This is a genomic window from Bradyrhizobium sp. (genome assembly GCF_047605465.1).
Taxonomy (GTDB): domain Bacteria; phylum Pseudomonadota; class Alphaproteobacteria; order Rhizobiales; family Xanthobacteraceae; genus Bradyrhizobium.
Window position 1 is genome coordinate 13,780 of the sequence record NZ_JASGFS010000044.1, and the last position, 25,428, is coordinate 39,207.

The 25,428-nt window shown below is 65.3% G+C and carries 26 protein-coding genes and 1 tRNA gene; 10 read left to right on the forward strand and 17 right to left on the reverse strand.

The features are described 5' to 3' along the window. Positions 1-30: 30 nt before the first annotated feature. Positions 31-1,728: a diguanylate cyclase domain-containing protein gene (locus tag QM712_RS25725; protein WP_415025956.1), complete on the reverse strand. Its 1,698-nt coding sequence runs from the start codon at positions 1,726-1,728 to the stop codon at positions 31-33. A 108-nt stretch (positions 1,729-1,836) separates the two neighbouring features. Here QM712_RS25725 and QM712_RS25730 point away from each other — a divergent pair, with 108 nt between their 5' ends. Continuing rightward, positions 1,837-2,526 carry a YggS family pyridoxal phosphate-dependent enzyme gene (locus tag QM712_RS25730; protein WP_415025957.1) on the forward strand — a complete coding sequence of 230 codons (690 nt, stop codon included), beginning with the start codon at positions 1,837-1,839 and terminating at the stop codon, positions 2,524-2,526. Between the two features lie 188 nt (positions 2,527-2,714). On the opposite strand, the gene QM712_RS25735 is transcribed toward QM712_RS25730, so the two are convergent. Further along, positions 2,715-3,500 (reverse strand): 2-keto-4-pentenoate hydratase, encoded by a 786-nt coding sequence (locus QM712_RS25735; RefSeq protein ID WP_415025958.1) that lies wholly within the window; start codon positions 3,498-3,500, stop codon positions 2,715-2,717. 6 nt (positions 3,501-3,506) lie between these two features. Next, the gene (locus tag QM712_RS25740; protein ID WP_415025994.1) at positions 3,507-4,076 is read right to left on the reverse strand and encodes a L,D-transpeptidase family protein; all 570 of its coding nucleotides are present in this window, start codon (positions 4,074-4,076) and stop codon (positions 3,507-3,509) included. A gap of 201 nt (positions 4,077-4,277) precedes the next feature. On the opposite strand from QM712_RS25740, the gene QM712_RS25745 reads away from it, so the two are divergent. Together QM712_RS25745 and QM712_RS25750 are read left to right on the forward strand one after the other, a co-directional pair. Beyond that, positions 4,278-4,964: a response regulator transcription factor gene (locus QM712_RS25745; RefSeq protein WP_008142830.1), complete on the forward strand. Its 687-nt coding sequence runs from the start codon at positions 4,278-4,280 to the stop codon at positions 4,962-4,964. Positions 4,965-5,024: 60 nt separating this feature from the next. After that, complete coding sequence (locus QM712_RS25750; protein ID WP_415025959.1) at positions 5,025-5,468, forward strand: cyclic nucleotide-binding domain-containing protein; 444 nt, start codon at positions 5,025-5,027, stop codon at positions 5,466-5,468. A 127-nt stretch (positions 5,469-5,595) separates the two neighbouring features. Here QM712_RS25750 and xth read toward each other — a convergent pair whose 3' ends face one another. The 9 genes from xth to QM712_RS25795 all read right to left on the reverse strand — a co-directional run bounded on the left by xth (position 5,596) and on the right by QM712_RS25795 (position 15,993). Further along, a complete protein-coding gene (xth, locus tag QM712_RS25755) occupies positions 5,596-6,411 on the reverse strand; it encodes an exodeoxyribonuclease III (protein ID WP_415025960.1) in 816 nt (271 codons plus the stop codon). 178 nt (positions 6,412-6,589) lie between these two features. Further along, positions 6,590-7,315 carry an outer membrane lipoprotein carrier protein LolA gene (locus QM712_RS25760; protein WP_415025995.1) on the reverse strand — a complete coding sequence of 242 codons (726 nt, stop codon included), beginning with the start codon at positions 7,313-7,315 and terminating at the stop codon, positions 6,590-6,592. A 182-nt stretch (positions 7,316-7,497) separates the two neighbouring features. Beyond that, the gene (locus tag QM712_RS25765; RefSeq protein WP_415025961.1) at positions 7,498-9,987 is read right to left on the reverse strand and encodes a DNA translocase FtsK; all 2,490 of its coding nucleotides are present in this window, start codon (positions 9,985-9,987) and stop codon (positions 7,498-7,500) included. 9 nt (positions 9,988-9,996) lie between these two features. Continuing rightward, a complete protein-coding gene (locus QM712_RS25770; RefSeq protein WP_415025962.1) occupies positions 9,997-11,211 on the reverse strand; it encodes an aminotransferase class I/II-fold pyridoxal phosphate-dependent enzyme in 1,215 nt (404 codons plus the stop codon). 330 nt (positions 11,212-11,541) lie between these two features. After that, positions 11,542-11,946, reverse strand: coding sequence for a GFA family protein (locus tag QM712_RS25775; protein ID WP_415025963.1), 405 nt, complete (start codon positions 11,944-11,946; stop codon positions 11,542-11,544). 226 nt (positions 11,947-12,172) lie between these two features. Continuing rightward, positions 12,173-13,594 (reverse strand): ammonium transporter, encoded by a 1,422-nt coding sequence (locus tag QM712_RS25780; RefSeq protein WP_415025964.1) that lies wholly within the window; start codon positions 13,592-13,594, stop codon positions 12,173-12,175. Between the two features lie 37 nt (positions 13,595-13,631). Then, positions 13,632-13,970, reverse strand: coding sequence for a P-II family nitrogen regulator (locus tag QM712_RS25785; protein WP_008142813.1), 339 nt, complete (start codon positions 13,968-13,970; stop codon positions 13,632-13,634). Between the two features lie 309 nt (positions 13,971-14,279). After that, the gene (locus QM712_RS25790; RefSeq protein ID WP_415025965.1) at positions 14,280-15,581 is read right to left on the reverse strand and encodes an ammonium transporter; all 1,302 of its coding nucleotides are present in this window, start codon (positions 15,579-15,581) and stop codon (positions 14,280-14,282) included. Positions 15,582-15,654: 73 nt separating this feature from the next. After that, positions 15,655-15,993 carry a P-II family nitrogen regulator gene (locus QM712_RS25795; protein ID WP_415025966.1) on the reverse strand — a complete coding sequence of 113 codons (339 nt, stop codon included), beginning with the start codon at positions 15,991-15,993 and terminating at the stop codon, positions 15,655-15,657. A gap of 237 nt (positions 15,994-16,230) precedes the next feature. On the opposite strand from QM712_RS25795, the gene QM712_RS25800 reads away from it, so the two are divergent. Beyond that, positions 16,231-17,118 (forward strand): DUF4339 domain-containing protein, encoded by an 888-nt coding sequence (locus tag QM712_RS25800; protein WP_415025967.1) that lies wholly within the window; start codon positions 16,231-16,233, stop codon positions 17,116-17,118. 39 nt (positions 17,119-17,157) lie between these two features. Here the strand turns inward: QM712_RS25800 and tesB are convergent, their stop codons facing one another. Then, entirely contained in the window at positions 17,158-18,021 is an 864-nt protein-coding gene (tesB, locus tag QM712_RS25805; RefSeq protein ID WP_415025968.1) for an acyl-CoA thioesterase II, read from the reverse strand. Between the two features lie 125 nt (positions 18,022-18,146). Between tesB and QM712_RS25810 the strand changes: the two genes are divergently transcribed. After that, the gene (locus QM712_RS25810; RefSeq protein WP_415025969.1) at positions 18,147-19,367 is read left to right on the forward strand and encodes a ubiquinone biosynthesis hydroxylase; all 1,221 of its coding nucleotides are present in this window, start codon (positions 18,147-18,149) and stop codon (positions 19,365-19,367) included. Positions 19,368-19,594: 227 nt separating this feature from the next. Here the strand turns inward: QM712_RS25810 and QM712_RS25815 are convergent, their stop codons facing one another. After that, positions 19,595-19,792: a Trm112 family protein gene (locus QM712_RS25815; RefSeq protein WP_415025970.1), complete on the reverse strand. Its 198-nt coding sequence runs from the start codon at positions 19,790-19,792 to the stop codon at positions 19,595-19,597. 110 nt (positions 19,793-19,902) lie between these two features. Next, positions 19,903-20,433, reverse strand: coding sequence for a TetR/AcrR family transcriptional regulator (locus tag QM712_RS25820; protein WP_415025971.1), 531 nt, complete (start codon positions 20,431-20,433; stop codon positions 19,903-19,905). A 100-nt stretch (positions 20,434-20,533) separates the two neighbouring features. Here QM712_RS25820 and QM712_RS25825 point away from each other — a divergent pair, with 100 nt between their 5' ends. From QM712_RS25825 to QM712_RS25835, 3 genes are all read left to right on the forward strand, one after another. Then, positions 20,534-20,884 carry a hypothetical protein gene (locus tag QM712_RS25825; RefSeq protein ID WP_415025972.1) on the forward strand — a complete coding sequence of 117 codons (351 nt, stop codon included), beginning with the start codon at positions 20,534-20,536 and terminating at the stop codon, positions 20,882-20,884. A 206-nt stretch (positions 20,885-21,090) separates the two neighbouring features. Beyond that, positions 21,091-21,369 carry a PepSY domain-containing protein gene (locus QM712_RS25830; protein ID WP_415025973.1) on the forward strand — a complete coding sequence of 93 codons (279 nt, stop codon included), beginning with the start codon at positions 21,091-21,093 and terminating at the stop codon, positions 21,367-21,369. Positions 21,370-21,379: 10 nt separating this feature from the next. Continuing rightward, positions 21,380-21,967 carry a cytochrome b/b6 domain-containing protein gene (locus QM712_RS25835; protein ID WP_415025974.1) on the forward strand — a complete coding sequence of 196 codons (588 nt, stop codon included), beginning with the start codon at positions 21,380-21,382 and terminating at the stop codon, positions 21,965-21,967. A 136-nt stretch (positions 21,968-22,103) separates the two neighbouring features. Here QM712_RS25835 and QM712_RS25840 read toward each other — a convergent pair whose 3' ends face one another. Both QM712_RS25840 and trxA read right to left on the reverse strand, forming a co-directional pair. Beyond that, entirely contained in the window at positions 22,104-22,781 is a 678-nt protein-coding gene (locus tag QM712_RS25840) for an LON peptidase substrate-binding domain-containing protein (RefSeq protein WP_415025975.1), read from the reverse strand. 60 nt (positions 22,782-22,841) lie between these two features. Next, a complete protein-coding gene (gene trxA / locus QM712_RS25845) occupies positions 22,842-23,765 on the reverse strand; it encodes a thioredoxin (RefSeq protein ID WP_415025976.1) in 924 nt (307 codons plus the stop codon). A 277-nt stretch (positions 23,766-24,042) separates the two neighbouring features. On the opposite strand from trxA, the gene QM712_RS25850 reads away from it, so the two are divergent. Together QM712_RS25850 and QM712_RS25855 are read left to right on the forward strand one after the other, a co-directional pair. Further along, positions 24,043-24,117: transfer RNA gene (locus QM712_RS25850), tRNA-Gly, on the forward strand. Positions 24,118-24,193: 76 nt separating this feature from the next. Then, the gene (locus tag QM712_RS25855) at positions 24,194-25,180 is read left to right on the forward strand and encodes an NAD-dependent epimerase/dehydratase family protein (RefSeq protein ID WP_415025977.1); all 987 of its coding nucleotides are present in this window, start codon (positions 24,194-24,196) and stop codon (positions 25,178-25,180) included. The last annotated feature ends 248 nt before the right edge of the window (positions 25,181-25,428 follow it).

Below are 25,428 nucleotides of genomic sequence, written 5' to 3' on the forward strand. Positions count from 1 at the left end.
CGCGGGGGCCGTTTCGGCCCGACCCGGGAATCAGCCCGCCATCGCGATCTCGGCCGCGCCGTTATCGATGACCAGGATGCCGTGCTCGACGACATTGTTGCGGCCGCGGTGCTTGGCCGCGTAGAGCGCGGCGTCGGCGGCTTCGATCAGATCACCCGGACGCAGGGTCTCGTTGGGCTTCGTGGCGGCGACGCCGATCGAAACGGTGACGATCATGTGGTTGGAGGTGATGTGAGGCAGGCAGAGCCGCAGCACCGCCGCGCGCACCTGCTCGCCGATCTCGACCGCGCGCACCACGCCGGTGTTCGGCAGCAGCAGGCAGAATTCCTCCCCGCCATAGCGCGCCGCAAAGCCCATCGTGTCGGCGGCGATACCCGACAGCGTCTCGCCGAGCCTGGTCAGGCAGGAATCGCCTTCGAGGTGGCCGTAGGTGTCGTTGAACAGCTTGAAATGGTCGACGTCGATCATCAGCAGCGCGAGATCGCTGCCATATTGCTGCGCGCGCATCCATTCGAAATCGAGCCGGCTCTGGAAGCCGCGGCGGTTGGCGAGCCCGGACAGCATGTCGATCGATGCCATCACGGTCAGCCGGTCGTTGCTCGCGATCAGCTCGCGTTCGCGCTGGCTCAATTGTGCCGCCATCGCGTTGAAGGCGCGGGCCAGCGGCACGAATTCCGACGGCAGCCGGTTGCGCGCGGCGCGCGCCGACAGATCGCCCTCGCCGAGGCGCTTGGCCATGTCCGCGAGCATCTCGATCGGCTTGATCACCAGTTTCTCTGCGGCGATCAGGGCGCCGAGCAGGACGAACACCACGACGAAAGCGAGCTGCAGATAGGCGGTGCGGATGTCGCGGCTGACCGCCGCGGACACCTTGTCCTCGTCGATGCTGGCGATCAGGCGGGCCTTAGTGCCGGCGATGCGGATATAGCTGACCGCGCGGCGTGAGCCGTCCGCGGCGAGGAACGACAGCGAGCCTTCGTCCTGGTCCGAGCGCAGCGCCTTGTCGGCGATCGCCGACATCAAGGGCATGTTGTCGAGCGGGCGCCCGACCGCGCTGTTGTGGTCGGCCGGCGCGGCCAGCACGGTGCCGGCGCTGTCGACCAGCACGGCGGTGATGCCGGCGCGGCCGCCGAGATTGCTCATCACCTTCGACATCCAGTCGAGGTTGACGGTCGCCAGCACGACGGCATCCGTGACGCCGCTGAAGGCGGACACCGGATAGACCGCCATGACGGTCGGTGCCAGCACCGGCCGCGACAGGATGAAGTCGCTCAGCACGAAGCGCCCGGTCTCCTGCGCCTGCTGGAAATAGGGCCGGTCACTGAGATCGAGGCCGACATACATGTTGTTGGTGGCGCACTGGATGCGGCCGTCCTGGCCGGCGATCAGCAGCGTGCGGATCCAGGGAAGATTCGACGGCAGGCTGGCGCGCAATACGTCGCAGCTCTTGCTGATGCCGCCGGCGGAGGCGCGGATGAACGCCTCCGATTTCAGGATGGTCTCGACCGAGGAGATCACCTCGCGCTGCGCATCGGCGCTGTGCCTCGCGATGGTCGTGAATTCGGTCACGGCCTGCGCGATCTGCCGCGAGCGCGTCTCCTCGAGCGAACGGATGCGCTCGAGCATCAGGGGCGTCACCAGAATCACCGCGAGCAACGCAAGCCGTGCCCGGATTCCGAGAACCTGCTTGAGTTTCGCTCGTTTGCGGTTGAGACTGACGTTTGACATCTTCGCTACCCACCCCGCGCGGCAAGGTAAAGCGAAGGCTTCAAAAACCCTTTCTTGAACTCGGTAAAATTGGAACTACCTTCGTTGCGATCACAGCCAGTTGACGTCATGACCGAATCCAGCCCGACACCGCTAACCGATCATTCACCAAATGCGCTCGCCGCCGTCGAAGCGGAGATCGCGCGGGCCTGCAAGGACGCACGGCGCGAGCGAAGCTCGGTGACGCTCATCGCGGTGTCCAAGACGTTCGCGGCGGATGCGATTTTGCCGGTGATCGCCGCCGGTCAGCGCGTGTTCGGCGAGAATCGCGTGCAGGAAGCCAAGGGCAAATGGCCCGAGTTGACGGCCGCTCAGCCGGATATCGCGCTGCATCTGATCGGGCCGCTGCAATCCAACAAGGCCAAGGAAGCGGTCGCGCTGTTCGATGCCATCCATTCGGTCGACCGCCCGAGCATTTGCCAGGCGTTAGCCAAGGAGATCGAATCCCAGAACAGGCACCCGCAACTGTTCGTCCAGATCAACACCGGCGAGGAGCCGCAGAAGGCCGGCATCGCGCCCGCCGAAGCCGATGCCTTCATCGCAAGCTGCCGCGACAGTTATGGCCTGACGATCTCGGGACTGATGTGCATTCCGCCGGTCGACGAGCCACCGTCAGCGCATTTCGCGCTGACCGCCAAGATCGCGGCGCGCAACGGACTGAAGAACCTGTCGATGGGCATGAGCGCCGATTTCGCCAACGCCATCATGCTCGGCGCCACTCATGTCCGCGTGGGAAGTGCGATCTTCGGGCATCGCTGACTGCCGTCGGCCCGAGTCCATCGGACGAAGTTCCTGCTTCACGAGGCACTCGATTTCGTCATCGCGAGCCAGCGGGTTCGCGCGTGGCGCGGCCCGATGACAGGCTCCGCGAAGCGATCCAGAATCCCTCGGTGGCGACAGCCTGGATTGCCTGGCTTCGTTCGCCATGACGGCGACGACGGCAGCGCCTAGGCGAACGTCACCGACACCTTTCCCAGCACGCCGAAATCCGCGGCGAAATGATCGCCTGCCTGTATCGGCAGTGGCGGATGGCAGGTCCCGGTCGTCACCACCTCTCCTGCTCTCAATGTGATGCCGAGCGCGCGCAGTTCGTTCGCAAGCCAGGTCAGCGCCGCGCGAGGATCGCCGAGAACGTTCTTGCCGTGGCCGACATAGTGCTGGCCGCGCAACGCGATCTGCGGACGCTCCTCGACCAGATCCATCGCGCGCCAGTCGGCAGTGGCGGGCGCGCCCAGCACGAACAGATGCGCGCAGGCATTGTCGGCGATGAGTTGCGCCTCGCCGGCACCGGCGAAATCGGCAAAGCGCGAATCGGGAATCTCGATGGCCGGATGCAATGTGTCCACGGCGGCGAGCACCTGCTCGACGCTGAACGGCGCGTCGCGCGGCACGAGGTCGCGTTCCATGCGGAAGGCGAATTCAGGCTCGCCGACGCGCATCTCGTTGCCCTTCATCGAGGCGGTGCCGCCGTCGGCGATGACGGTCTCGCCCAGGATGCGTCCGGCCATGGGACCGGCGACATTGATGTGCTTCTGGCCGGCCTCGCTGGTCGCCGCGATCTTCCAGCCGAACAGCTTTGCGGCCGGTCGCGTTTCCAGCGCGGCCTGCACCGCGTAGCCCTCGGCGCGGCTTTGCGGTCGCAGGCGCTGCTCCAGCGCTTCAAGCTTGGTGCCGTCGCGCCAATGTCTGACGAGGACGTCCGAGGCGGTTGCGATCTGATCCTTGTCGAGCATGGTCCCTCACCCGATGATGAGCCGTGTTCGCGGCCCCAGTCGCCGCAGCAATTGCAGCATCGCAGATCCGGTCATCGAGACACAGCCGGCGGTCGGGCCGAAATTGTCGCGCGCCAGGTGCAGGAAGACCGCGCTGCCGCGGCCGGCGATGCGCGGCCTGGTGTTGTGGTCGATCTCGACGATGAAATCGTAGAGCTGGTCGGTGCGCTTGAGGCGGTCGCCCCCCTGCTCCCGTCCAAGCCGGATGTGCCGGTTGTAATGGCGATCCCCGGGGGCCTCGCACCAGGCATCGTCGTCGGCGATGGGCCGGGCCGGGAGGAACGTTCGCGGCCGGCTGTGCCGGTCGGCCCGCCACCATAATTGCCGCGGCCGGAAGCTGCCCCGGGGGGTGCCGCCGTCGCCCTCGCGCTTGTTGGCGAGGATACCGCCCCGCCCCAGCGCCACGGGGATCAGCAGATGTCCGGCTGTGAGCCAGCCCCGTCGCGGATTACCCGTGGCCGGCCTCACACGAACGACCGAAACCGGCCCGGCGCGCCTCTTCTTGGCGTAACTCGCTGAAAACGCGCTATTTTTCATGTAAAGACGGGATGTCGGGTTCATTACAGGACATTCATCAAAATGCCTTGGCATTCTGGGTTAGAGTAGTTCTGGCTTGTGAATCGGTAACAGCCCACTACTTCAACACGAACAACAATAATAACGGCGACCTTTAACTTCCCATCGCGGCTGGGCGCAGTTTGCATGCGCGCCGAGTCGACCCCAAAAGGATGATCACCTATGGCCAATGCCCGCAAGATCCTGATCGTGGATGACGATACCGATCTGCGTGACACGTTGGTGGAGCAATTATCGCTGCACGAGGAGTTTGAGGCTTCCGCGGTCGATACCGGTGCCAAGGGCGCAAGCGCAGCAAAGGCCAACTCCCCTGATCTCGTCCTGATGGACGTCGGATTGCCCGACACCGATGGCCGCGAAGTGGTCCGCTCCCTGCGCAAGGGTGGCTTCAAGGCCCCGATCATCATGCTGACCGGGCACGACACCGACTCCGATACCATTCTGGGCCTGGAATCCGGCGCCAACGACTATGTCGCCAAGCCCTTCCGTTTCGCCGTGTTGCTGGCCCGCATCCGCGCCCAGCTCCGCCAGCACGAAGCCAGCGAGGACGCGGTGTTCTCGGTCGGGCCCTACAGCTTCCGTCCCGGTTCGAAGATGCTGACCGCGGCCAATGCGCGCAAGGTGCGGCTGACCGAGAAAGAGACCGCGATCCTGCGCTTCCTCTATCGCGCCGGCCAGATGCCGGTGTCGCGCGAGACCCTGCTCCAGGAGGTCTGGGGCTACAATTCCGGTGTCACCACCCACACGCTGGAAACCCACATTTACCGTCTGCGCCAGAAGATCGAGAAGGACGCGGCCAACCCGGAAATCCTGGTGACGGAAGCCGGTGGCTACAAGCTGGTGCCGTGATACGTTCCGGAAGCGCGCGATTCGTCGTAAATTCGCGCCTTCCTCGAACCTCGGACCGGAATGTCAATCGACGACGACGTAGCGCTTCTCGAGCGTGTCCCGACACTGCGCCTGTTGGGAGATGCCTCGTTGCGCATGTTGGCGATCGGCTCCGAGCAGCGTGATTTCGTTCGTGGCGATGTCCTGTTCAATCTCGGCGACGACGCCGATGCCGGCTTCGTGGTTCAGCGCGGTGCCTTTCGGGTCGACGACGGCGCCGGTGCCGAGATGATCGCAGGTCCCGGCGCGTTGATCGGCGAGCTCGCGCTGGTGGTGCCGATGAAGCGGCCGTCGGGCGCGATTGCGCTGGAGCACTCCTCCGTCATCCGCGTCGCACGCAGCCTGTTCCAGCGCGTGCTCGAAAGCGACCCCGCCGCCGCCCTCCGCCTCCGCGACGAATTCGCCGTGCGCTCCAGCCAGATCGCGAGTGATATCCTGATGGCGGGCGCGAAGCTGACCTCGTGAACGATTGGTGAGAACGCGCGTTAGCGCCGTCTCGAACCATGAAGGCCTGGGTATCGCCCGCGGCCATCCGTCGAGACGCGCGCGAGCGCGCTCCTCAGGATGAGGGCGTCAGGCGCGACGCCAGCCCCTACACCTCCAGCGTCACCGTCACCGGCACGTGGTCCGAGGGCCGTTCCCAGCTCCGTGCGTCACGCAGGATCCTGAAATCGGTGACCGCGTCCTTCAGCGCGCGCGATACCCAGATGTGGTCGAGCCTGCGGCCCCGATCGCCGACGGTCCAGTCGGCGGACCGGTAGCTCCACCACGTATAGACCTTCTCCGACATCGGGATGCGCTCGCGGGCGACGTCGACCCATTCGCCGGCGCCGAGCGCCGCCTTGAGTTTCTCGGTCTCGATCGGCGTGTGCGAGACCACTTTCAGAAGCTGCTTGTGCGACCACACGTCGTTCTCGTGCGGGGCGACATTGAGATCGCCGACCAGGATGTGCCGATCCTCGCCGCGCGGATGCAGCGGCTCGCAGGCCTTCATCTCGTCGAGGAAACGGAGCTTGTGGTCGAATTTCTCGTTCAGCGCCGGATCCGGAATGTCGCCGCCGGCGGGAACGTAGAAATTGTGCAGCACCAGCGGCTTGGCGATATTGGCCTTTTCGCCGAACGACACCGAGATGTGCCGGGAATCCACCTTGTCGCAGAAGGTGCGGATGTCCTTGGTGTCGAACGGAATCTTCGAGACGATGGCGACGCCGTGATAGCCCTTCTGCCCGTTCAGCGCGACGTGCTCATAGCCGAGCCGCTTGAATCGCTTCAGCGGGAAGGCGTCGTCGATGCACTTGGTTTCCTGCAGGCACAGCACGTCCGGCCGCGCGCTCTTGAGGAATTTCGCGACGAGCTCGATGCGCAGCCGCACCGAATTGATGTTCCAGGTTGTCAGGGAGAGACGCATGAGAATTGCATCTTAGCATGGATCGGCGTGGGACCAGCACCTGCGCGCCGTTCGGCTGCTCCGGCCATCCACGACAATCTCTCTTGCCTGGGGGCGTAACGCGGCACGTCGTTGATACAGGGCTGCACCGAGAGTCTCGGCTCTGCGCCGCATCGCCGCGCGTCCGGGACGCCGAAGCTCAACCCGGCGATGGGCCGTAATTGGTGAAGTCGATCTTGAACATGCTGGGATCGAGCTTCTTGCCGGCGTCGAGATTGTAGACCGCGACGGTCGTGTCGTAGCCCTGCGGGTCGGTGACGGTCCATTGCTTGAGCTGGCCGTCCTTGGCACCGAACATCAGCAGCAGCCGGCTGGTGCCGACCAGCGCCTGCTTCTCTTCGATCGTGACGCTGACGAAGACATCATCGGCGCTGACGTTGACGACGTTGGTGTCCTTCATCAGGTCGATACGATCCGACAGCAGGAAACGCAGCGGCGTCTGCGACAGCGGGTAGACGTCCTGCGTCGCGAGCTTGCGGTCGCGCACGACCAGCGAGGATCCGTCGGCGACGATATCGATCGGGCTCGGCGGATCGTATTCGAACCGCACCTTGCCCGGCTTCTGAATGTAGAAATCGCCCTGCGTCTTGCTGCCGTCGGGCCCGACCTGGACGAAGTTTCCGACCAGCGTCTGCAACGACGAGAGATAGGCACTGACCTTGGCCGCCTGCGCCTTCTGGTTCGCATCGAAGGTCTGGAAGATGCTGCTCGGCACGTTGCGGCGCGGGTCCGGAATGAACGGGTTCGGCGGCGTCTGGGTCGCGCCCGTGATCGTGGGCCCGCCGCCCGGCGCTCCACCCTCACGGCCTTTCGGCGCGGGCTTCGGAACAGGCACGTTCTGCGCGAGGGAGCTCGCGGTCACCATCGCGGCGGTGACGAGAAGCACGCCGGCAACGCGCGCGCTGCGCGCAGCGATGGAGGCTGCGAATCGAATGTCCGGATGTCTGATCAACGCGTCGTCCTGTGTGGCTGGGCGCCTTTTTAGCGTGATTTCGGGCAAAAGCAGAGATCGATTTTGCGTGAAATGATGTTCCGAGGCGGCTCGCCTCACATATGACTGTCTTCTTCCTCGACCAGAATCTCGCGCTTGCCGGCGTGATTGGCGGGTCCGACAATGCCTTCCAGTTCCATGCGCTCCATCAGCGATGCGGCGCGGTTATAGCCGATTTGCAGGCGGCGCTGGATGTAGCTGGTGGAGGCCTTGCGGTCGCGCTTGACGATGGCGACGGCCTGCGAGAACAGGTCGCCGCCGCCGTCCGCGCCCATGCCGGTGGCGTCGAACACCGCGCCATCCTCGTCTTCCGCGGGCTCTTCGGCCGTGACCGCTTCGAGATATTCCGGCTGGCCCTGCGTCTTCAGGTGACGCACCACCTTCTCGACTTCCTCGTCCGAAGCGAAGGGACCGTGCACGCGGCTGATGCGGCCGCCGCCCGCCATGTAGAGCATGTCGCCCTGGCCGAGGAGCTGTTCGGCTCCCATCTCGCCGAGGATGGTGCGGCTGTCGATCTTCGAGGTGACCTGGAAGGCGATGCGGGTCGGGAAGTTCGCCTTGATGGTGCCGGTGATGACGTCGACCGACGGGCGCTGCGTGGCGAGGATCACGTGGAGGCCCGCGGCGCGCGCCATCTGCGCCAGACGCTGCACGGCGCCTTCGATGTCCTTGCCGGCGACCATCATCAGGTCCGCCATTTCGTCGACGATGATGACGATGTAGGGCAGCGGATCGAGCGAGAGCTTCTCTTCCTCGTAGATTGCCTTGCCGGTCTCCTTGTCGAAGCCGGTATGCACCGTGCGCGTCGGCTCTTCGCCCTTCGCCTTCAATTCGAGCAGGCGGGTGTTGTAGCCGTCGATGTTGCGCACACCGAGCTTGGCCATGTTCTTGTAGCGCTCTTCCATCTCGCGCACGGCCCATTTCAGCGCGACGACCGCCTTCTTCGGATCGGTCACGACGGGCGTGAGCAGATGGGGAATGCCGTCATAGACGGACAGTTCGAGCATCTTCGGATCGACCATGATCAGCCGGCACTGGTCGGGACGCAGCCGGTAAACCAGGCTGAGGATCATGGTGTTGATCGCGACCGACTTGCCCGAGCCGGTGGTACCGGCGATCAGCATGTGCGGGGTGCGGGCGAGATCGATGATGACGGGGTCGCCGCCAATGGTCTTGCCGAGGCAGAGCGGCAGCTTCGCAACCGTGTCGGTCGCTTCCTTCGCCACCAGCAATTCGCGCAGGTAGACCTTCTCGCGATGTGCGTTCGGCAATTCGATGCCGATCGCGTTGCGGCCGGGCACGACGGCGACGCGCGCGGACAGCGCGCTCATCGAACGGGCGATGTCGTCGGCAAGCCCGATGACGCGCGAGGACTTGATGCCGGGCGCCGGCTCCAGTTCGTACAGCGTGACGACGGGACCCGGATTGGCTTTCACGATCTCGCCGCGCACGCCGAAATCCTGCAGCACGCCTTCGAGCGAACGCGAATTGGTTTCCAGCTCGGCCTTGCTGAGCGGCTGGCGATCGCCGGCCTTCGGAGCGGCGAGCATGGAGACCGAGGGAAGGTCGAACTTGTCGGAGGATTTCTTGGAAGCCGCCTTCGGCGCAGCCTTCTTGCGCGGCGCGCGTGCCGCGGGCGCCTCCTCCTCTTCTTCCTCTTCCTCCTCCTCTTCCGCGTCTTCGGGCTCGTCCTCGTAGTCTTCGTCTTCGGACTGCGGCGAGATCGGCGGTGCGGCGCGTCCGCCGCCGATATTCGGCTCCTGGCGGCTGAATGCCGCCGCCTTGGTCTTCGGACCGCTGGACACCAGCGAGCGGTAGGCGGCACCGAGCAGCCAGGCCAGACGCGCCTTCGTGCTCATCAGCGCATGGAACAGCCAGCCCAGCGACACCGAACCGCGATCGCTCTCCTCGTCCTCATCGAGCGGCTTGTCCTCATCCTCGATCGGTCCGAGCTCGTCGTCGTCACGCTCGCGTGCGCCGAGGCCGCAGGCCATCAGGAAGGTCGTGGCCAACGCCGCGAACAGGATCATGCCGAGCGCAATGCGATAGATCGCGCCGGGGGGGCCGAAAATCACCGCGGGCGCGCGCACCAGCGCGTCGCCGACCACGCCGCCGAGGCCGGTCGGGAGCGGCCACGCGCCGCCATGCGGCCAGCAGCTTGCAAATCCCGCTGCGATCACCGTGCAGAGGATCCAGGCGCCGAGCCGCAACGCCTCGCGGTCGAACGGCCGGTGGGTCAGCATGCGCCAGCCCCAGACCGCGACGGTCAGGATCAGCATGATCGCGCCGAGCCCGAGGATCTGCATCGCGAGGTCGGCGCCGATCGCGCCGGCATAACCGAGGATGTTGCGGATCGGCCGCGAGGTCGCGTGGCTGAGGCTGGGATCCTGCACCGACCAGGTCATCAGCGCGGCGGCTGCGACGCCCGACAGCGCGATCAGTCCGAGGCCCGTGAGTTCGCGCACGCGCCGGGTCAGCGCCTCGCGGATCGATGGCGGCAGATGGCCGACCAGTGGAATGACACGTTCGATTGCCGACATGCTCATGGGCCTCGCCTAACCCAGAGTCTCGACCAGCCGGTGCAACGCCGCAGCCGTGGTCTCACCGTCCTGCACCAGCGCCAGGCGGATGTAGCCTGCGCCGGGATTGAAGCCGTCGGGCTGCAGCCGCGCCAGATAGCTGCCGGGCACCACGCGTACGCCGGCTTCCTTGAAGAGCTTGAGGGTCACGGAGACGTCGTCACCGATCCCGGACGTGTTGAGCCAGACGCAGAAGCCGGCGTCGGGCCGGCGATAGCCATAGCGATTGCCGATGATCTGGTCGGCGAGATCGAACTTGATCCGGTAGAGCCTGCGGTTTTCCTCGACATGCGCTTCGTCGCCATAGGCAACGATCGCGACATGCTGGAGCGGCACCGGCACCTGCGGCGCTGCGATGTTGCGCAGCTCGAGGAACATGCCGATGAACTTCTTGTCGCCGGCAGCGAAGCCGACGCGCATGCCCGGCAGGTTGGAGCGTTTCGACAGCGACTGGAACGCAGCCACGCGGGTGTAGTCGGGGCCGGCGCATTCGAGCGCGCTGCCGGGTGCCTCGCGGGTGTAGATCTCCGAATAGCACTCGTCGCTGAGGATCATGAAATTGTAGCGATCGGCGAGGCGCTTCAGGCGAATGAAATAATCGCGCGAGGCGACCGAGCCCTGCGGATTCGCCGGCGAGGCCAGATAGAACGCCACGGTGCGCGCCAGCGTCACCTCGTCGATGGCGTCGAGATCGGGCAGGAAGCCGTTCTCCACCGTGGTCGGCAGATAGATCTGCTCGCAGGCCGCGGCCCCCGCGCCGGCGCCATAGACCGGATAGAACGGGTTCGGCATCAGGATCGCGGGCTTGCCGGGCTTGGGCCCGACATAACGCGCTGCCGCGATGGCGGCGAGGAACAGCCCCTCGCGGCTGCCATTGAGGACGAGAACCTCGCTCTTGGGGTCGAGCGGTCGCGGCAGCTTGAAGCGCGACGACAGCCAAGCGCTCGCAGCCTGGCGGAACGGCTCGGTGCCCTGGTTCATCGGGTAGCGGCCGAAATCGGCGATGTGCTTGGCCAGCACCGGGCCGACGAAATCGGGCACCGGATGCTGCGGCTCGCCGACAGCCAGCGAAATCAACGGCTTGCCAGGTTGATGCGGCGCCAACAGCTCGTTCAGGCGGACGAAGGGCGAGCGTTCGTTGTTGGAGCTTCCACTGGCCTGCGGCGCACGGGTTGAAGCGGTCATGACCATTCTGGGCGCCAGTACTCTCGGAACGGCCGGTCGCGCGGGCGCCGGCGGGAAGGCGGTTCAGTTCACCATAGATAGGGCGAGGTTAAGACGCGATTAACCATCGGCGGGCGCGTCCGTCCAGACTCGAATAATCCGCCGGGATTGCAGGCAAATGCGCGGAGTTCCGGCGAGTTTCCGGGTTCCCGGCCTCGCATTTCAAGCGGCATCCTGTTCGGCCGTGCGCCGGCCTGCGCCCGCCGGAATATCTCGTGTCGTCGCAGCCGTGACCGCGCGGCCGGCGGTGGGTGAGCATGGCTCATCCACCGCCGGATCAGGGGTCCGTAAGACGTCCTAATGTCCCGGCATCCTCTCGAAGGTCGGCATGCCTGCCGGGATCGGATGGAATTCCTGCTTGTCGCAGGTGAAGATCGCCATCTGCGGGTGGAACTGCGCCGGCTCGTCCAGCGTCCCGACCTTCACGACCGCTGCGGGAAGGCCCGGAACCTTGGTCACCAGATGCGTGCCGCACTCGGCGCAGAACTCGCGCGTGACCGCGCGTTCGCTGTCCTTGCGCGTGAACTGCTTGGGTTGCCCGGTGATGTAGGTGAAGCCGGCCAGCGGCATCGCGATGAAGGTATTCGGCGCGCCGCCCGAGATGTACTGGCACTCGCGGCAGTGACACTGCGCCTGCATCATCGGATCGCCTTCGGCCACGTAACGCACTTCGCCGCAATAGCATCCGCCTTCCAAACGCATGACGACCTCCCGAATTGTTTTCGTTGAGGTCGATATTTCTGCGCCGGCCGCGTGGAATGGCAATCCTTTTCTTTGGGAGGCGGCCGAAAAGAATTCCGCAAAAAGACAAAAGAAAGGGGCTCCAACTTGCGCTGGAGCCCCTCAACGGTCGGGGCATTGCCGGGTATGTGCCCGAACCGTAGTTCTGGGCGCGATCCCCGAGGAGATCGCGCCCCCGGGAGGAACGTTACATGTTGTAGGCGCGCTCGGTGTGCTCGGTGATGTCGAGGCCTTCACGCTCGCTCTCGACATTGGCGCGGAGGCCAACGATCACATCGACGACCTTGTAGAGGATCGCCGAGCCGATGCCCGACCACACCAGCGTCGTGCAGACGCCCCAGATCTGGGACACCATCTGCGCGGCGAAGTCGTAGTCGGCGACCTTCGGCGGGATCGCGGTGTAGTCGACGATGCCGGCGCCGCCGAGGGCGGGGTTGACCAGGATGCCGGTGCCGAGAGCGCCGACGATGCCGCCAACGCAGTGGACGCCGAACACGTCGAGGCTGTCATCGTAGCCGAGCGCGTTCTTCACGACGGTGCAGAAGAACAGGCAGACCACGCCGACAATGAGGCCGAGGACGATCGCACCCATGATGCCGGAGAAGCCGGCAGCGGGCGTCACCGCGACGAGACCCGCGACGGCGCCGGAGATGACGCCGAGCACGGACGGGTGACCCTTCACGATCCACTCCGCGAACATCCACGACAGCGCGGCGGCTGCGGTGGCGACGAAGGAGTTGGTCATGGCGAGGGCTGCGCCGCCATTGGCTTCGAGGTTGGAGCCGGCGTTGAAGCCGAACCAGCCGACCCAGAGCAGCGAGTGCGGAGCCATCAGCTCCTTGCCGTAGCCGGTGCGCTTGCCGATCAGGAGCGCGCCGACGAGACCTGCGATGCCGGCGTTGATGTGCACCACGGTGCCGCCCGCGAAGTCGATCGCGCCCTTCTTGAAGATCCAGCCTGCGTCGGCGTTGATCTCGTCGAGCTTGGCCTGCGCCGCGGTCTTCGCGGCCGCGTCACCCGCGGCAGCCAGCGCCTTGGCAGCGTCCTGGATCGCGTCCGGGCCGGGCCAGTACCAGACCATGTGCGCGATCGGGAAGTAGATCAGCGTGACCCAGAGCGGGATGAACAGCGCGATGGCCGAGAACTTCATGCGCTCGGCGAAGGCGCCGACGATGAGGGCCGGCGTGATCGCCGCGAAGGTCATCTGGAAGCACATGTAGATGAGCTCCGAGATGTTGGCGTCGACGCTGAAGGTCGCAGCCTTCGAGTCGGTCGTGACGCCCATCATGAAGGCCTTGGAGAAGCCGCCGATGAAGTCGGAACCGCCGGTGAAGGCAAGGCTGTAGCCGTAGACGGCGTAGATCACGGTGACGACGCAGACGGTGTAGAACACCTGCATCAGCACCGACAGCATGTTCTTGGAGCGCACGAGGCCGCCATAGAACAGGGCCAGGCCCGGGATGGTCATCAACAGCACGAGCACCGTCGACGTCATCATCCAGGCATTGTCGCCCTTGTTGATCGTTGGCTCGGCGTAGGCCGCGGTCGCGGCGAACATGCCGACTGCAAGAGCCGCCAATCCCGCGCCATAGGGACGCTTAAACGTCATCTTATTCACTCCTGATTGGTAAAGTTTGAGCGCGAAATCAAAGGGCCGCTGCATCGGCCTCGCCGGTGCGGATGCGAACCGCGTGGTCGAGGTTGATGACGAAGATCTTGCCGTCGCCGATCTGTCCGGTTTTCGCGGCGGACGTGATGGCATCGATGGTCTTGTCGACCTGGTCGGAGGCGACAGCGACCTCGATCTTGATCTTGGGCAGGAAACTCACGGCGTATTCAGCGCCGCGATAGATTTCCGTATGGCCTTTCTGGCGGCCATATCCCTTGACTTCCGTCACCGTGAGACCGTGAACGCCAATGGCGGTCAGGGCGTCACGGACTTCTTCCAGCTTGAATGGCTTGATAATCGCCATAACAATTTTCATGGGTCCTATCCCCGCTTGGGCCCGGTCCGGACAATGGCCGGGCGTTTCTCGACTGGTTCGCCACGAGGAGAAGTTTCAACGCGGGCACAGCCGGGACCCCTAGAATCAAATGCCGTGCCAGATCGGGCGCGATGCGTAACGGATTATGAAAGCGGCGCTTTTCGCGTTTTGCGAGTGTCGCGCTGCAGTGCGCTATTACGCCGCGCTCAAAACGCGGTCATACCTGCTCAAAATAAGAGCACGACAGGCTGCCGACACAATGTTGCCCATGCGTCGGGCAACGGGGCGGTAATTAAGTAAGGCAGGCGCTTATTGCAGGGCTTCGCCGTGCTGGGTGATGTCGAGGCCTTCCAGCTCCTGCTCACGGGACACGCGCAGCGGCACGAACAGCGCAACCAGCTTGAGCAGCACGAAGCTGACCCCCGCGGACCAGACGAAGGTGACGACGACCCCGTAGAGCTGGATCAGCAATTGCTGCGGATGGCCCTCGAGCAGACCGGCGGTGCCGCCGATCGCGCTGGTCGCGAACACGCCGGCCAGCAGGGTGCCGGTCAGCCCGCCGATGCCGTGGACGCCGAACACATCGAGCGAATCGTCGTAGTTGAAGCGGTGCTTGAGCCAGGTGCAGGCCCAGTAGCAGATCAGCCCGGCGATCACGCCGATGACGATGCCGTGCCACGGTGCGACGAAGCCGGAGGCCGGCGTGATGGTGCCGAGCCCGGCCACCGCGCCGGAGATCATGCCGAGCACCGAAGGCTTGCGCCGCGTCGACCATTCGATCGCGCCCCAGGTCACCGCGCCGGAGCAGGCTGCGAGATGGGTCGCGATGATCGCCATCACCGCGCGTGAATTGGCGGCCAGCGCCGAACCACCGTTGAAACCGAACCAGCCGACCCACAGCAGGCCCGTGCCCATCACCGCGAGCGAGAGGTCGAACGGCGAGAGGTTTTCGGTGCCGTAGCCGTGACGGCGTCCCATCACCTTCGCCGCGACGAGGCCGCCGGTGCCGGCCGACAGATGCACGACGAGGCCGCCCGCGAAATCCATCACGCCCATGCTGGCGAGAAAGCCGCCGCCCCACACCCAATGCGCCAGCGGAATGTAGACGAAGACGAACCAGCCGATCGAGAACACGAGATAGGCGGAGAACCGCATCCGGTCGGCGACGGAGCCCGCGACCAGCGCCACCGTGATGATGGCAAAGGTCATCTGGTACAGCATGAACAGCGATTCCGGGATCGTCTTCGCGGCCGGGTTCACGCTGTCCATGGTCATGCCGACGAGGAACCAGCGGTCGAGCGTGCCGATCCACGGACCGTCGCCGGTGAAGCAGAGCGAGTAGCCGAACGCGACCCAGAGAATCGAGATCACCGTCACCGCGGCGAGACTCTGCGCCATGGTGGCAAGCACGTTCTTCTTGCGGACCATGCCGGAATAGAACAGCGCGAGCCCCGGGATCGTCATCATCAGCACGAGGGCCGTGGCGACGATCATCCAGGCGGTATCGGCGGTGCTGATCTCGGCACCCGCGGCGTGGGCCGGTGCGGACGGGATGAACGCCAATCCGATCGGCGCAGCAACAGAGGCTGCGCGACGCAGGAACCCCGCCATGTCGTATCCCCCAGCAAAGAAATTGCGTCGCACGCTGAGACGTCGTTGCCCGGTGCGATCGAAGAAGACGGTGTCAGAGCGCGTCGCTGTCGGTTTCACCGGTGCGGATGCGCAGCGCGTGGTCGATCGGCGTCACGAAGATCTTGCCGTCGCCGATCTGGCCCGTGCGCGCGGTCGCGGTGATGACGCTGACGGCCTTGTCGGCGATGTCGGACGGGACCGCGATCTCGATCCGCAGCTTCGGCAGGAAGTTCACGACATATTCGGCGCCGCGATAGATCTCGGTGTGACCCTTCTGGCGGCCATAGCCCTTCACCTCGGTCACGGTCATGCCGTGGACGCCGATCGACGTCAGGGCCTGGCGGACCTCATCGAGCTTGAAGGGTTTGATGATCGCGACGACGAGTTTCATGGTCAGGCCTGTTCCCCGGGATGCGCGGTGCCGTATGTCCCCGGCGCTGCGTCAATCTGGCATCTTTCCGGGCAAATGGCACAAAAAACTTGCAGATTGAAGCGAAAAAGCGCGTGGCCGCGCGTGCGGCCGCCTCTGTACAGGGCAGCCGTCCATCCTTCACAATGCATTTTCGGCATGGATGCGGTGAACCTGCTCCTGTTGAACGGTACATAAGTATTTTGGGGGGTGCACGTCATGGCGAGTTGGTTCTACGCATCCGAGGGCAAGCAGCAGGGGCCCTATCCGGAGGGACAGTTTCGTGACCTCGTCGCCCAGGGTGTGGTTCGTCCCGACACGCTGGTTTGGACCGAGGGCATGGCGGGCTGGCAGAAGGCCGCCGAAATCCCCGGACTGATCGGCGGCGGTGCCGCACCCCCGATGATCCCGGCGGGCGGACCGCCGGTGATGGGTGGCGGCGGTTATGCCGGTGCCGGCGGCGGAGGATCGCTGAAGGCTGATTTCAGCCTGTTCGGTCTGCTCGGCCGCAGCATCGTGTTCGTGATCGGCATGTTCCTGGTGATCCCCGCTCCCTGGGTCACCGTCTGGTTCTACAAATGGATCACGTCGCACATCCAGGTGCCGAGCCGTCCGAACCTCGGCTTCGCGGGCCAGCCGATGGACGTGTGGTGGGCGTTGATGGGCAACGGGCTCCTCGCCTATGCCGGTCTGATCGGCGTGTCGGCTGCGCCGCTCCTCGCCACGATCCTCAATGCCTTCCTCGGCTGGATCGTCATCCGCTGGATCGCGGCCAATCTCACGTCCAACGGTGAACGGCTGCCGATCTCGTTCCAGGGCAGCGCGATCGGTTATGTCGGCTGGTATCTGCTGCTGCTGATCTCGAGCATCACGATCATCGGCTGGGCCTGGGTGCTGTCGTTCTGGATGCGATGGATCTGCCGCAACATCGACGGCACGCGGCGCGAGATCGTGTTCAACGCAAGCGGCTGGCAGATCCTGTGGCGAACGGTGGTGTTCTCGCTCGTCTCGAGCCTCATCATCCCGATTCCGTGGATGCTGCGCTGGTACGGCAACTGGTACGTGTCCCAGTTCGCGCTCCAGCCGCGCGGCGCGATGCAGGCGTGATCGAAGCCTCTCGAGCGCAATGAACGCGCGCTTGAATGATCAGCTCCTGCGTTCGCGCACCGAGCCTTCCTGTGCGACGGAGGCGACCAGCGTACCGTCGGGCTTGAAGATCAGGCCGCGGGTCAGCCCGCGGCCGCTTTGTGCGCTCGGTGAATCCTGGGCGTAGAGCAGCCATTCGTCGGCGCGGAACGGGCGGTGAAACCACATCGCGTGGTCGAGGCTCGCCGGCATCATGCGCTTGTCGAACAGCGTGCGGCCATAGCGCGCCATCACCGCGTCGAGCAGCGAGAAATCCGACGCATAGGCCAGCGCGCACATGTGCAACGCCGGATCGTCCGGCAGCTTCGCCGCGGTCCTGATCCAGACATGGATGCGGCCGTCGTCGATCTTCTGGCCGAAATAACGGCCGAGCTCGACCGGGCGCAACTCGATCGGCCGGTCGGATTCGTAATAGCGGCGGATGAAATCCGGCATCTCGCGGAACATCGGCTGCTTGGCCACCTCCTCCGCCGTGAGCTTCTCCGGCGGCGGCACGTCGGGCATCTTCTCCTGATGATCGAACGCGCCCTCCTCCTCGGCATGGAACGACACCATGATCGAGAAGATCGCATTGCCATGCTGGATCGCGGTGACGCGCCGGGTCGAATAGCTCTTGCCGTCGCGCAGGCGTTCGACCTGGTAGATGATCGGGATCTGCGGATCGCCGGGCAGGATGAAATAGCAGTGCAGCGAATGCGGCAGCCGGCCCTCGACCGTGCGGCAGGCCGCAACCATGGCCTGCCCGATCACCTGCCCGCCGAACACCCGCTGCCAGCTCGTCTTCGGGCTGTTGCCGCGGAACAGGTTCACCTCGAGCTGTTCGAGGTCGAGGATCGCGATCAGGTCGATCAGGCTCTTGGACATCGTGATGCTTTCAACGTGGCGCGCCCCGGAATGACACAGTCGGGTGGCTCCGCCCTTGTTTCACCGCACTGTTTCGCCCACCTCAAGTCTGCTAGCAAGACCAAGAATTGACCGGGAATCTGGGTATGTCGGTACAGGGTAGCATTGTCATTGGCGGCGGCGCGTTCGCGGGCTTGGCGCTGGCGCTCGCATTGCGTCAGGGGCTCGGCCCCGAAATTCCCGTCATCGTCGCCGATCCCGCGCTCGCCACGCGGCCGAGCCGCGATCCGCGCGCGACCGCGATCGTGGCGGCCTGCCGCCGCCTGTTCGAGGCGATCGGGACCTGGGACGAGGTCAAGGGCGACGCGCAGCCGATCCTCGACATGGTCGTGACCGACTCCAAGCTCGAAGACGCGACGCGGCCGGTGTTCCTCACCTTCGCCGGCGATGTCGAGCCGGGCGAACCCTTCGCGCATATGGTCGAGAACCGTCGTTTGATCGACGTCCTGGTCGCGCGCGCCGAGGCCGAGGGCATCGATTTGCGCGCCACCGCGGTGACTTCGTACGACGCGCGCGCCGACGGCATCGACGTCACGCTCGGCGACGGCAGCGTGATCGCGGCCAGCCTGCTGGTCGCTGCCGACGGCGCGAGGTCGAAGCTGCGCGAGCGCGCCGGCATCGCCACCCATGGCTGGGAGTACGATCAATCCGGCATCGTCGTCACCGTCGGTCACGAGCGCGATCACGAGGGGCGCGCCGAAGAGCATTTCCTGCCCGCCGGTCCGTTCGCGATCCTGCCGCTCGCGGGACAACGCTCGTCGCTGGTCTGGACCGAGCGCCGCGCCGAAGCCGCGCGCATCGTCGCGCTGAGCGCGGAGGAATTTCACGCTGAGCTGGAGCAGCGCTTCGGCCTGCATCTCGGCGAGGTGAAGGCACTGGACAAGCCGCGCGCGTTTCCGCTGTCCTATTTCGTGGCGCGCTCCTTCATCGCCGAACGGCTCGCGCTGGTCGGGGACTCCGCGCACGTCATCCATCCGATCGCCGGCCAGGGCCTCAACATGGGGCTCAAGGATGTCGCGGCGCTCGCCGAAGTGGTCGTCGATGCCGCGCGGCTCGGCATGGATCTCGGCCAGGCCGATGTGCTCGAGCGCTACCAGCGCTGGCGCCGTTTCGACACGATGGCGATGGGCGTCGCGACCAACTCGCTGAACTTCCTGTTCTCCAACCAGTCGACGCTGCTGCGCACCGTGCGCGACATCGGCCTCGGCATCGTCGACCGCACGCCGCCGCTGAAGAATCTCTTCATCCGCCAGGCCGCCGGCCTCACCGGCGAGGTGCCGCGGCTGTTGAAGGGCGAGGCGCTCTAGGTTTCTCCCGTTCGCCGTCGTCCCGGACAAGCGCGGCCCGGCGCCGGAGTTGTTACGGCCGCTAGACGAAGCGCTTCACGCCCTCCGTTCAGCTCCAGCTCCTCATCCTGAGGAGCGCGCTTGCGCGCATCTCGGCCGAGATGAGAGGGCCGGGCTTTCATGGTTCGCCCGGCGATGCGGTGCATCGTCCGGAGGCGTGCTATTGCGCCGCCTCACCATGAGGATGATCAATCGATCTTGCGCGCCTCTTCCGGCAGCATGATCGGGATGCCGTCGCGGATCGGATAGGCGAGCTTCGCGGAACGCGAGATCAGCTCCTGTCGCGCGGCATCGAACTCCAGCGGACCCTTGGTCAGCGGGCAGACCAGGATCTCCAGCAGTTTGGGATCGACGCTGTTTTCGGCGCGTTCGTTGGGGGCGTTCATCATGGTCTCCGGCGATCGGCTGCCTCTAGCACAGAAAATCGCCTCCGCCCATTGCCGCGGCCGAGGCGTTTTCGCGCGATACCGGCGAGACACGCCTCAAGACCGAGGATCTAGGCGGATACCATCCGCTGGATCTCGTCGAGCAGGGGCTGGAGCCGCGCCGCGGGAACCGGTCCGCCCGACAGGGCGAAGCCGAGAAACGTCCAGTAGAGGATCTGCGCACGCGCCTGTGCCGCGGCCGGGGCGAGCCCGCGCTTCCGCAGCAGCGTCTCGATGTAATCGATCCTGCGGCGGTCGATCGCGCGGACGGCGGCCTGCGCGGCCGCATCGAACGCCGCCCAGTTGCGCACCGCGCGTTCGAGATCGAGCCGCGCGCCGAACGACCTGCGCAGCAGCGCTTTCAGCGGCTCGTCGCGGCCCGCCTCGAGATCGGCGATGATCTGCTCGGCTGCGATCTCGCGCCAACGCTTCAGCACGGCGGCATGGAACGCGCCGAGGTCGGCGAAGTGCCAATAGAAGCTGCCGCGCGAGACGCCGATCGCCTTTGCGAGCGGATCGGCCTTGAGCGCGGTGAAGCCGCTTTTGGCAAGGGCCTTGAGGCCCTCGCGGATCCAGTCGTCGGCGGAAAGCTGGTCTGTCATGTCCGGTTCCCTGATGCGCGCCATACACTAGTGTATTGACAGGCTGCGTGCCAGCGCCTATCTCACCATACATCACTGTATGGATGCGGGAGATGTGGCGATGCGCGACCTGTTGCTCCAATCCGCCGGCGTGGCCACCATCGTCGTCAGCCTCATCCACGGCATCCTCGGCGAGACCAAGGTCTTCGCCCGCGCGCGTATCGAGCCGGAACGGCTGCGTACGCTGATCCGTCTGGTATGGCAGGCCTCCACGGTGGCCTGGATCGGCGGCGGCGTGCTGCTGATCGCGGCGCCCTGGATGGCCTCCGAGCCGGCGCGCCACTGGATCGTCGTCACGCTCGCTTGCGTGTTCGGTTTCGCCGCGCTCGCCAATGCCTGGGCCACGCGCGGCCGGCATTTCGGCTGGGTCGCTCTCGGCGCCGTCGTGGCGATGGCCGTCGCCGGCTACTAGCCGCGGCGCATCAACCCGTGAGGCGTAAGGCCGCATCGGCGCTGCAAATGCGCGCTGCATGCGGGCCGTGTTGATCTTTTGACGCCCGTTAGAATCTGTCTAAGGGATCGCGCGTCAGCGCGCCGAGTTGACTTGGCGACTTCCTTTGCTTCCTTCGGATTGCGCTGCGCGACAGGCGTTGCGCGCACGAAAGAGAGGAGATGTTCGTGAGGGTCATTCGTGTTGTTGCTATTGCACTGACGGTCGGGATCGGCTCGGGCTCGGTCGCCATGGCCGACGGTTTCAAGGATTGCACCAAGCTCGACAAGGCGTCGTGGAAGCCGGCCGCCGAAGCCGAGGCCAAGGCGAAGGCTGCCGGCTACGAGGTGCGGCGCTCGAAGATCGAGGGCTCGTGCTACGAGGTGTACGGCGTCAAGGAAGGCAAGCTGTTCGAGCTGTTCTACAGCCCCGAAGATCTCAGCCTGAAGCACACCATCGCGAAGTAAGCGGAGCGTCATGGAAGACGCGGTGCCAGAGGCGCACGGGGCGTCCGGCGGGACTCCCGCGGATCGAACCGCGCGGACGGTGAAGGTCTGGGACCTCCCGCTGCGCCTCTGGCACTGGGCTCTCGCCGCGTGTGTCCTGACCGCCTGGTTCACGCCCAGCGTATATGACGGGCTTCATCGCATTGCCGGCTATGCGGTGCTCGCGCTTCTCGCCTTCCGTCTTCTCTGGGGCGTCCTGGGAAGTCGCCATTCGCGCTTCCGCATGCTCGGCATCAGGCTTCGTGCCGCGCCGAGCTATCTCTGGAATCTCCGCCGCGGCATCACCGGGCGCTATATCGGGCTCAATCCCGCCGGCACCTTGATGCTGGTGGCGCTGCTGCTGGCGCTCGCCGTCTCGGCGATCACGGGCGCGCTGTCGGTGACGGTCACCTTCTTCGGCATCTGGTGGATCGAGGACACTCACGGTTGGTCATCGGACGCCGTCATGGTGCTGGTCGTGCTGCATGTGGCGGGCGTCGTGCTGATGGCAATTCTCCAGCGCGAGAATCTGATCCGCGCGATGTTCACCGGACGAAAGCGCATCCGGGGGCGCTCATAGAGATGCGTGTCGTCCCTCTCGTCGTCATGGCCGGGCTTGACCCGGCCATCCAGGCTGGTTCGCGGCACAGATGACGTGGATACCCGGGACAAGCCGGGGTATGACGGCGTTCTGCGCGTGACGGAGCGTGCGTCTCTTATTGCAGCGGCGGGTCGCCGCTGGTGCGCTTCTTCGCGAGGTCCATCTCGGTCACCGCGATCAGGATCTCGGCGCGGGTCTTCAGGTCCGGCGCTTCCAGCATCGCCTGCTTCTCGGCCGGTCCGTAAGGCGACATCATCGCCAGCGCGTTGACGAGCGCCTCGTTGGGAGCGCTCTCGACACCCTCCCAGTCGACTTTGAGATTGTTGGCCTTCAGAAAGGCCGCGAGCGCGGTCAGCAGGGCCTCGCGGTTGACCTCGTCCTCGCCCAGGCGCGCGGTGAAGTCGTCGGCGAAGGCGAAGAAGTCCACCTTGCACTGCCGATAGGCCGTCAGCACCTCGAGCTCCTCGACCACTTTGTACCGGGCAACCCCGGTGAGCTCGAGGATGTAGCGGCCGTCGCCGGATTCGGCGAGCTGGGTGATGCGGCCGACGCAGCCGACGCGGAACAGCGCCGGCTTGTCGGTATTCTTCGGCGAATGCGCCGCGTCGGGCTGGATCATGCCGATCAGGCGATGACCGTCGCGGAAGGCATCGTCGACCATCGCCAGATAGCGCGGCTCGAAGATGTTGAGCGGCATCTGGCCGCGGGGCAGCAGCAGCGCGCCGGGCAGCGGAAACACCGGAATCATCTCCGGAAGATCGGCTGGCCCTCGATATTCGATGTTGATCGGCATCTGTGTCCGGTCTCCGCTGAGATCGCTAGAGCATGATCCGGAAAAGCGTCAGTGGTCGTCCTATGAAAACAGGATCGTCGACAAGCGCTTGCGCCCCTCGACGGTGGCGTCATCCGCTCCGCCCCAGGCCTCGAAGAACTGCACCAGCTGCTTGCGCGCGCCGTCATCGTTCCATTTACGGTCGCGCCTGACGATCTCGAGCAATTGTTCGGTCGCGGCCGCGCGGTTTCCCTGCGCGTTGAGCGCGGTCGCGAGGTCGAAGCGGGCCTGGTGATCGAGCGGGTTCGCGGCGACCTTCTGCTCGAGTTCGGCGACCGGGCCGAGCGATTCGGCCTGCTCGGCGAGATCGATCGCGGCCTGCACCGCCTTCACCGCGGCATCGTTGCGCTTCGATTCCGGCACCATCGCCAGCGTCTGCTTGGCCTGCTCCATCGCGCCCGAGGTGACGTAGCACTTCGCGAGCCCGGCAAGCGCGGCGATGTTGGTCGAATCGTGCTGGAGCACCTCGGCATAGATCTGCGCCGCGGCGGCTGCGTCGCCCTCGGCGAGCACGGCCTCGGCTTCCTGCAGGATCTCGGCGATGTTGACCTCGCCCGGCGCGGTGACGTCCTTGGTCAGCCGTTCGATGAAGGCATTCACCTGGCTCTCGGGGACCGCGCCCATGAAGCCGTCGGCCGGCTGGCCGTTGACGAAGGCGATTACGGCGGGGATCGACTGGATGCCCATCTGGCCCGGGATCGCCGGATGCTGGTCGATGTTCATCTTGACCAGCTTGACCTTGCCCTTGGCGGCCTTGACCACCTTTTCCAGGACCGGCGTGAGCTGGCGGCAGGGGCCGCACCACTCCGCCCAGAAGTCGATCAGGACCGGCTGGCGCTTGGATTCCTCGATGACGTCCTTCACGAAGGTCTGGGTGGTCGTGTCCTTGATCAGATCGGCCGCAGCCGGGCCCGCCGCTCCGTTACCTTGGTCAATGATCGTCACGGGATCCCCTCGTCTGATGTCTGGAAGTGGCCGGTCTTTAGCACGTCGCCCGAGGATGTGCTGCTCTACCGGCACCTAACTTGGGCCGAGACGGCCGAATTTCAATCCTTAAGCGCTGATTCGGTGGTTCCCCGGCCTTTTCGACCGGATTTACTCCGGTTCGGGCCCATATCGGGTGTCCGAATGCGAATCTATGCTGCCGGTAGCTGTTGCATTCGCCGTCCGCTTTTGGCATACGACAGCCGTTGCCGGTCGCGTCACGTGGCCGACACAGGATGCGGGTGTAGCTCAGTGGTAGAGCACGACCTTGCCAAGGTCGGGGTCGAGGGTTCGAGCCCCTTCGCCCGCTCCAATTTTTCCCAGAGCATCCAGCCTGACCGGACGGAAGCGTGGTTCGCCACGCCGCTGGCGGCTGTATCGGGTTCCAAATGACAATTCTGGTCACCGGCAGCGCCGGCCATCTCGGCGAAGCGATTCTCCGGACCTTTCGGGCGCGCGGGTCATCGGCGCGCGGGATCGACCTGAAGGCCTCGCCCTTCACCGATGCCGTCGGCTCGATTGTCGATCCCGGCTTCGTGCGGTCGCAGATGGACGGCGTTACCGCGGTGATTCACACCGCGACCCTGCACAAGCCGCATGTCGCGACCCACAGCAAGCAGGCTTTCGTCGATACCAACGTCACCGGGACGCTCAATCTGCTGGAGGCGGCGGTTGCCGCCGATGTGAAGAGCTTCGTCTTCACCAGCACCACCAGCGCGTTCGGCTCGCGACTCCGCCCCGAGGCGGGGCAGGCGGCGGTTTGGGTGACCGAGGACCTGCCGGCGGTCCCGAAGAACATCTACGGCACGACCAAGATGATGGCGGAAAATCTCTGCGAGCTGTTCTTTCGCGAGCGGGGCTTGCCGGTCGTGGTGCTGCGGACCTCGCGGTTCTTTCCGGAGGACGACGACGATCCCGCAATGCGGTCGGCCTACGCGCTGGACAACGCCCAGGCCAACGAGCTGCTTTATAGACGGCTGGATATAACGGACGCCGTGAGTGCCCATCTGCGCGCCACGGCCCGCGCGCCGGAGATCGGCTTCGGCCGTTACATCGTCTCGGCGACCAGTCCATTCGGGCAGCAACACCTTGCGGCGCTCGCCCGCGACGCGGCCGGTGTCGTGCGCGAGCTCTATCCGGACTGCGCGCGGCTTTATGCGGCGCGCGGCTGGCGACTGTTCCCCGAGATCGACCGTGTCTATGTCAACGCGCGGGCGCGGCGCGATCTCGGTTGGCATCCGGAATTCGATTTCGCTCATGTGCTGGCCAGCCTGCGTGAGGGACGCGATGTCCGCAGCGCCCTGGCGCGCGAGGTCGGAGCGAAGGGCTATCACGACACGCCGTTCGATGACGGACCGTACCCGGTCGCCCGATAGTCGCCGCTTTCGTCAATTCGCACGATGTTTCAGATGCGTGGCCGGCGTCACCGCGCATCTCCGATGCGCTGCCGTTCTACTGTGCATGGGGTTGTTTTCCCGTTTCCGCATTGGCCGCCTTCCCGCTGCTCGCAAAAGAGGCGCGTGTGATCTCGATTCCGCATCGCAGCGAGAGCGTTGCTATCGCCCGCGACGCGCCGAGAGAAAATCCGTCTCAATTTTTATTGAGTGCAACCGCAGCGTACGCG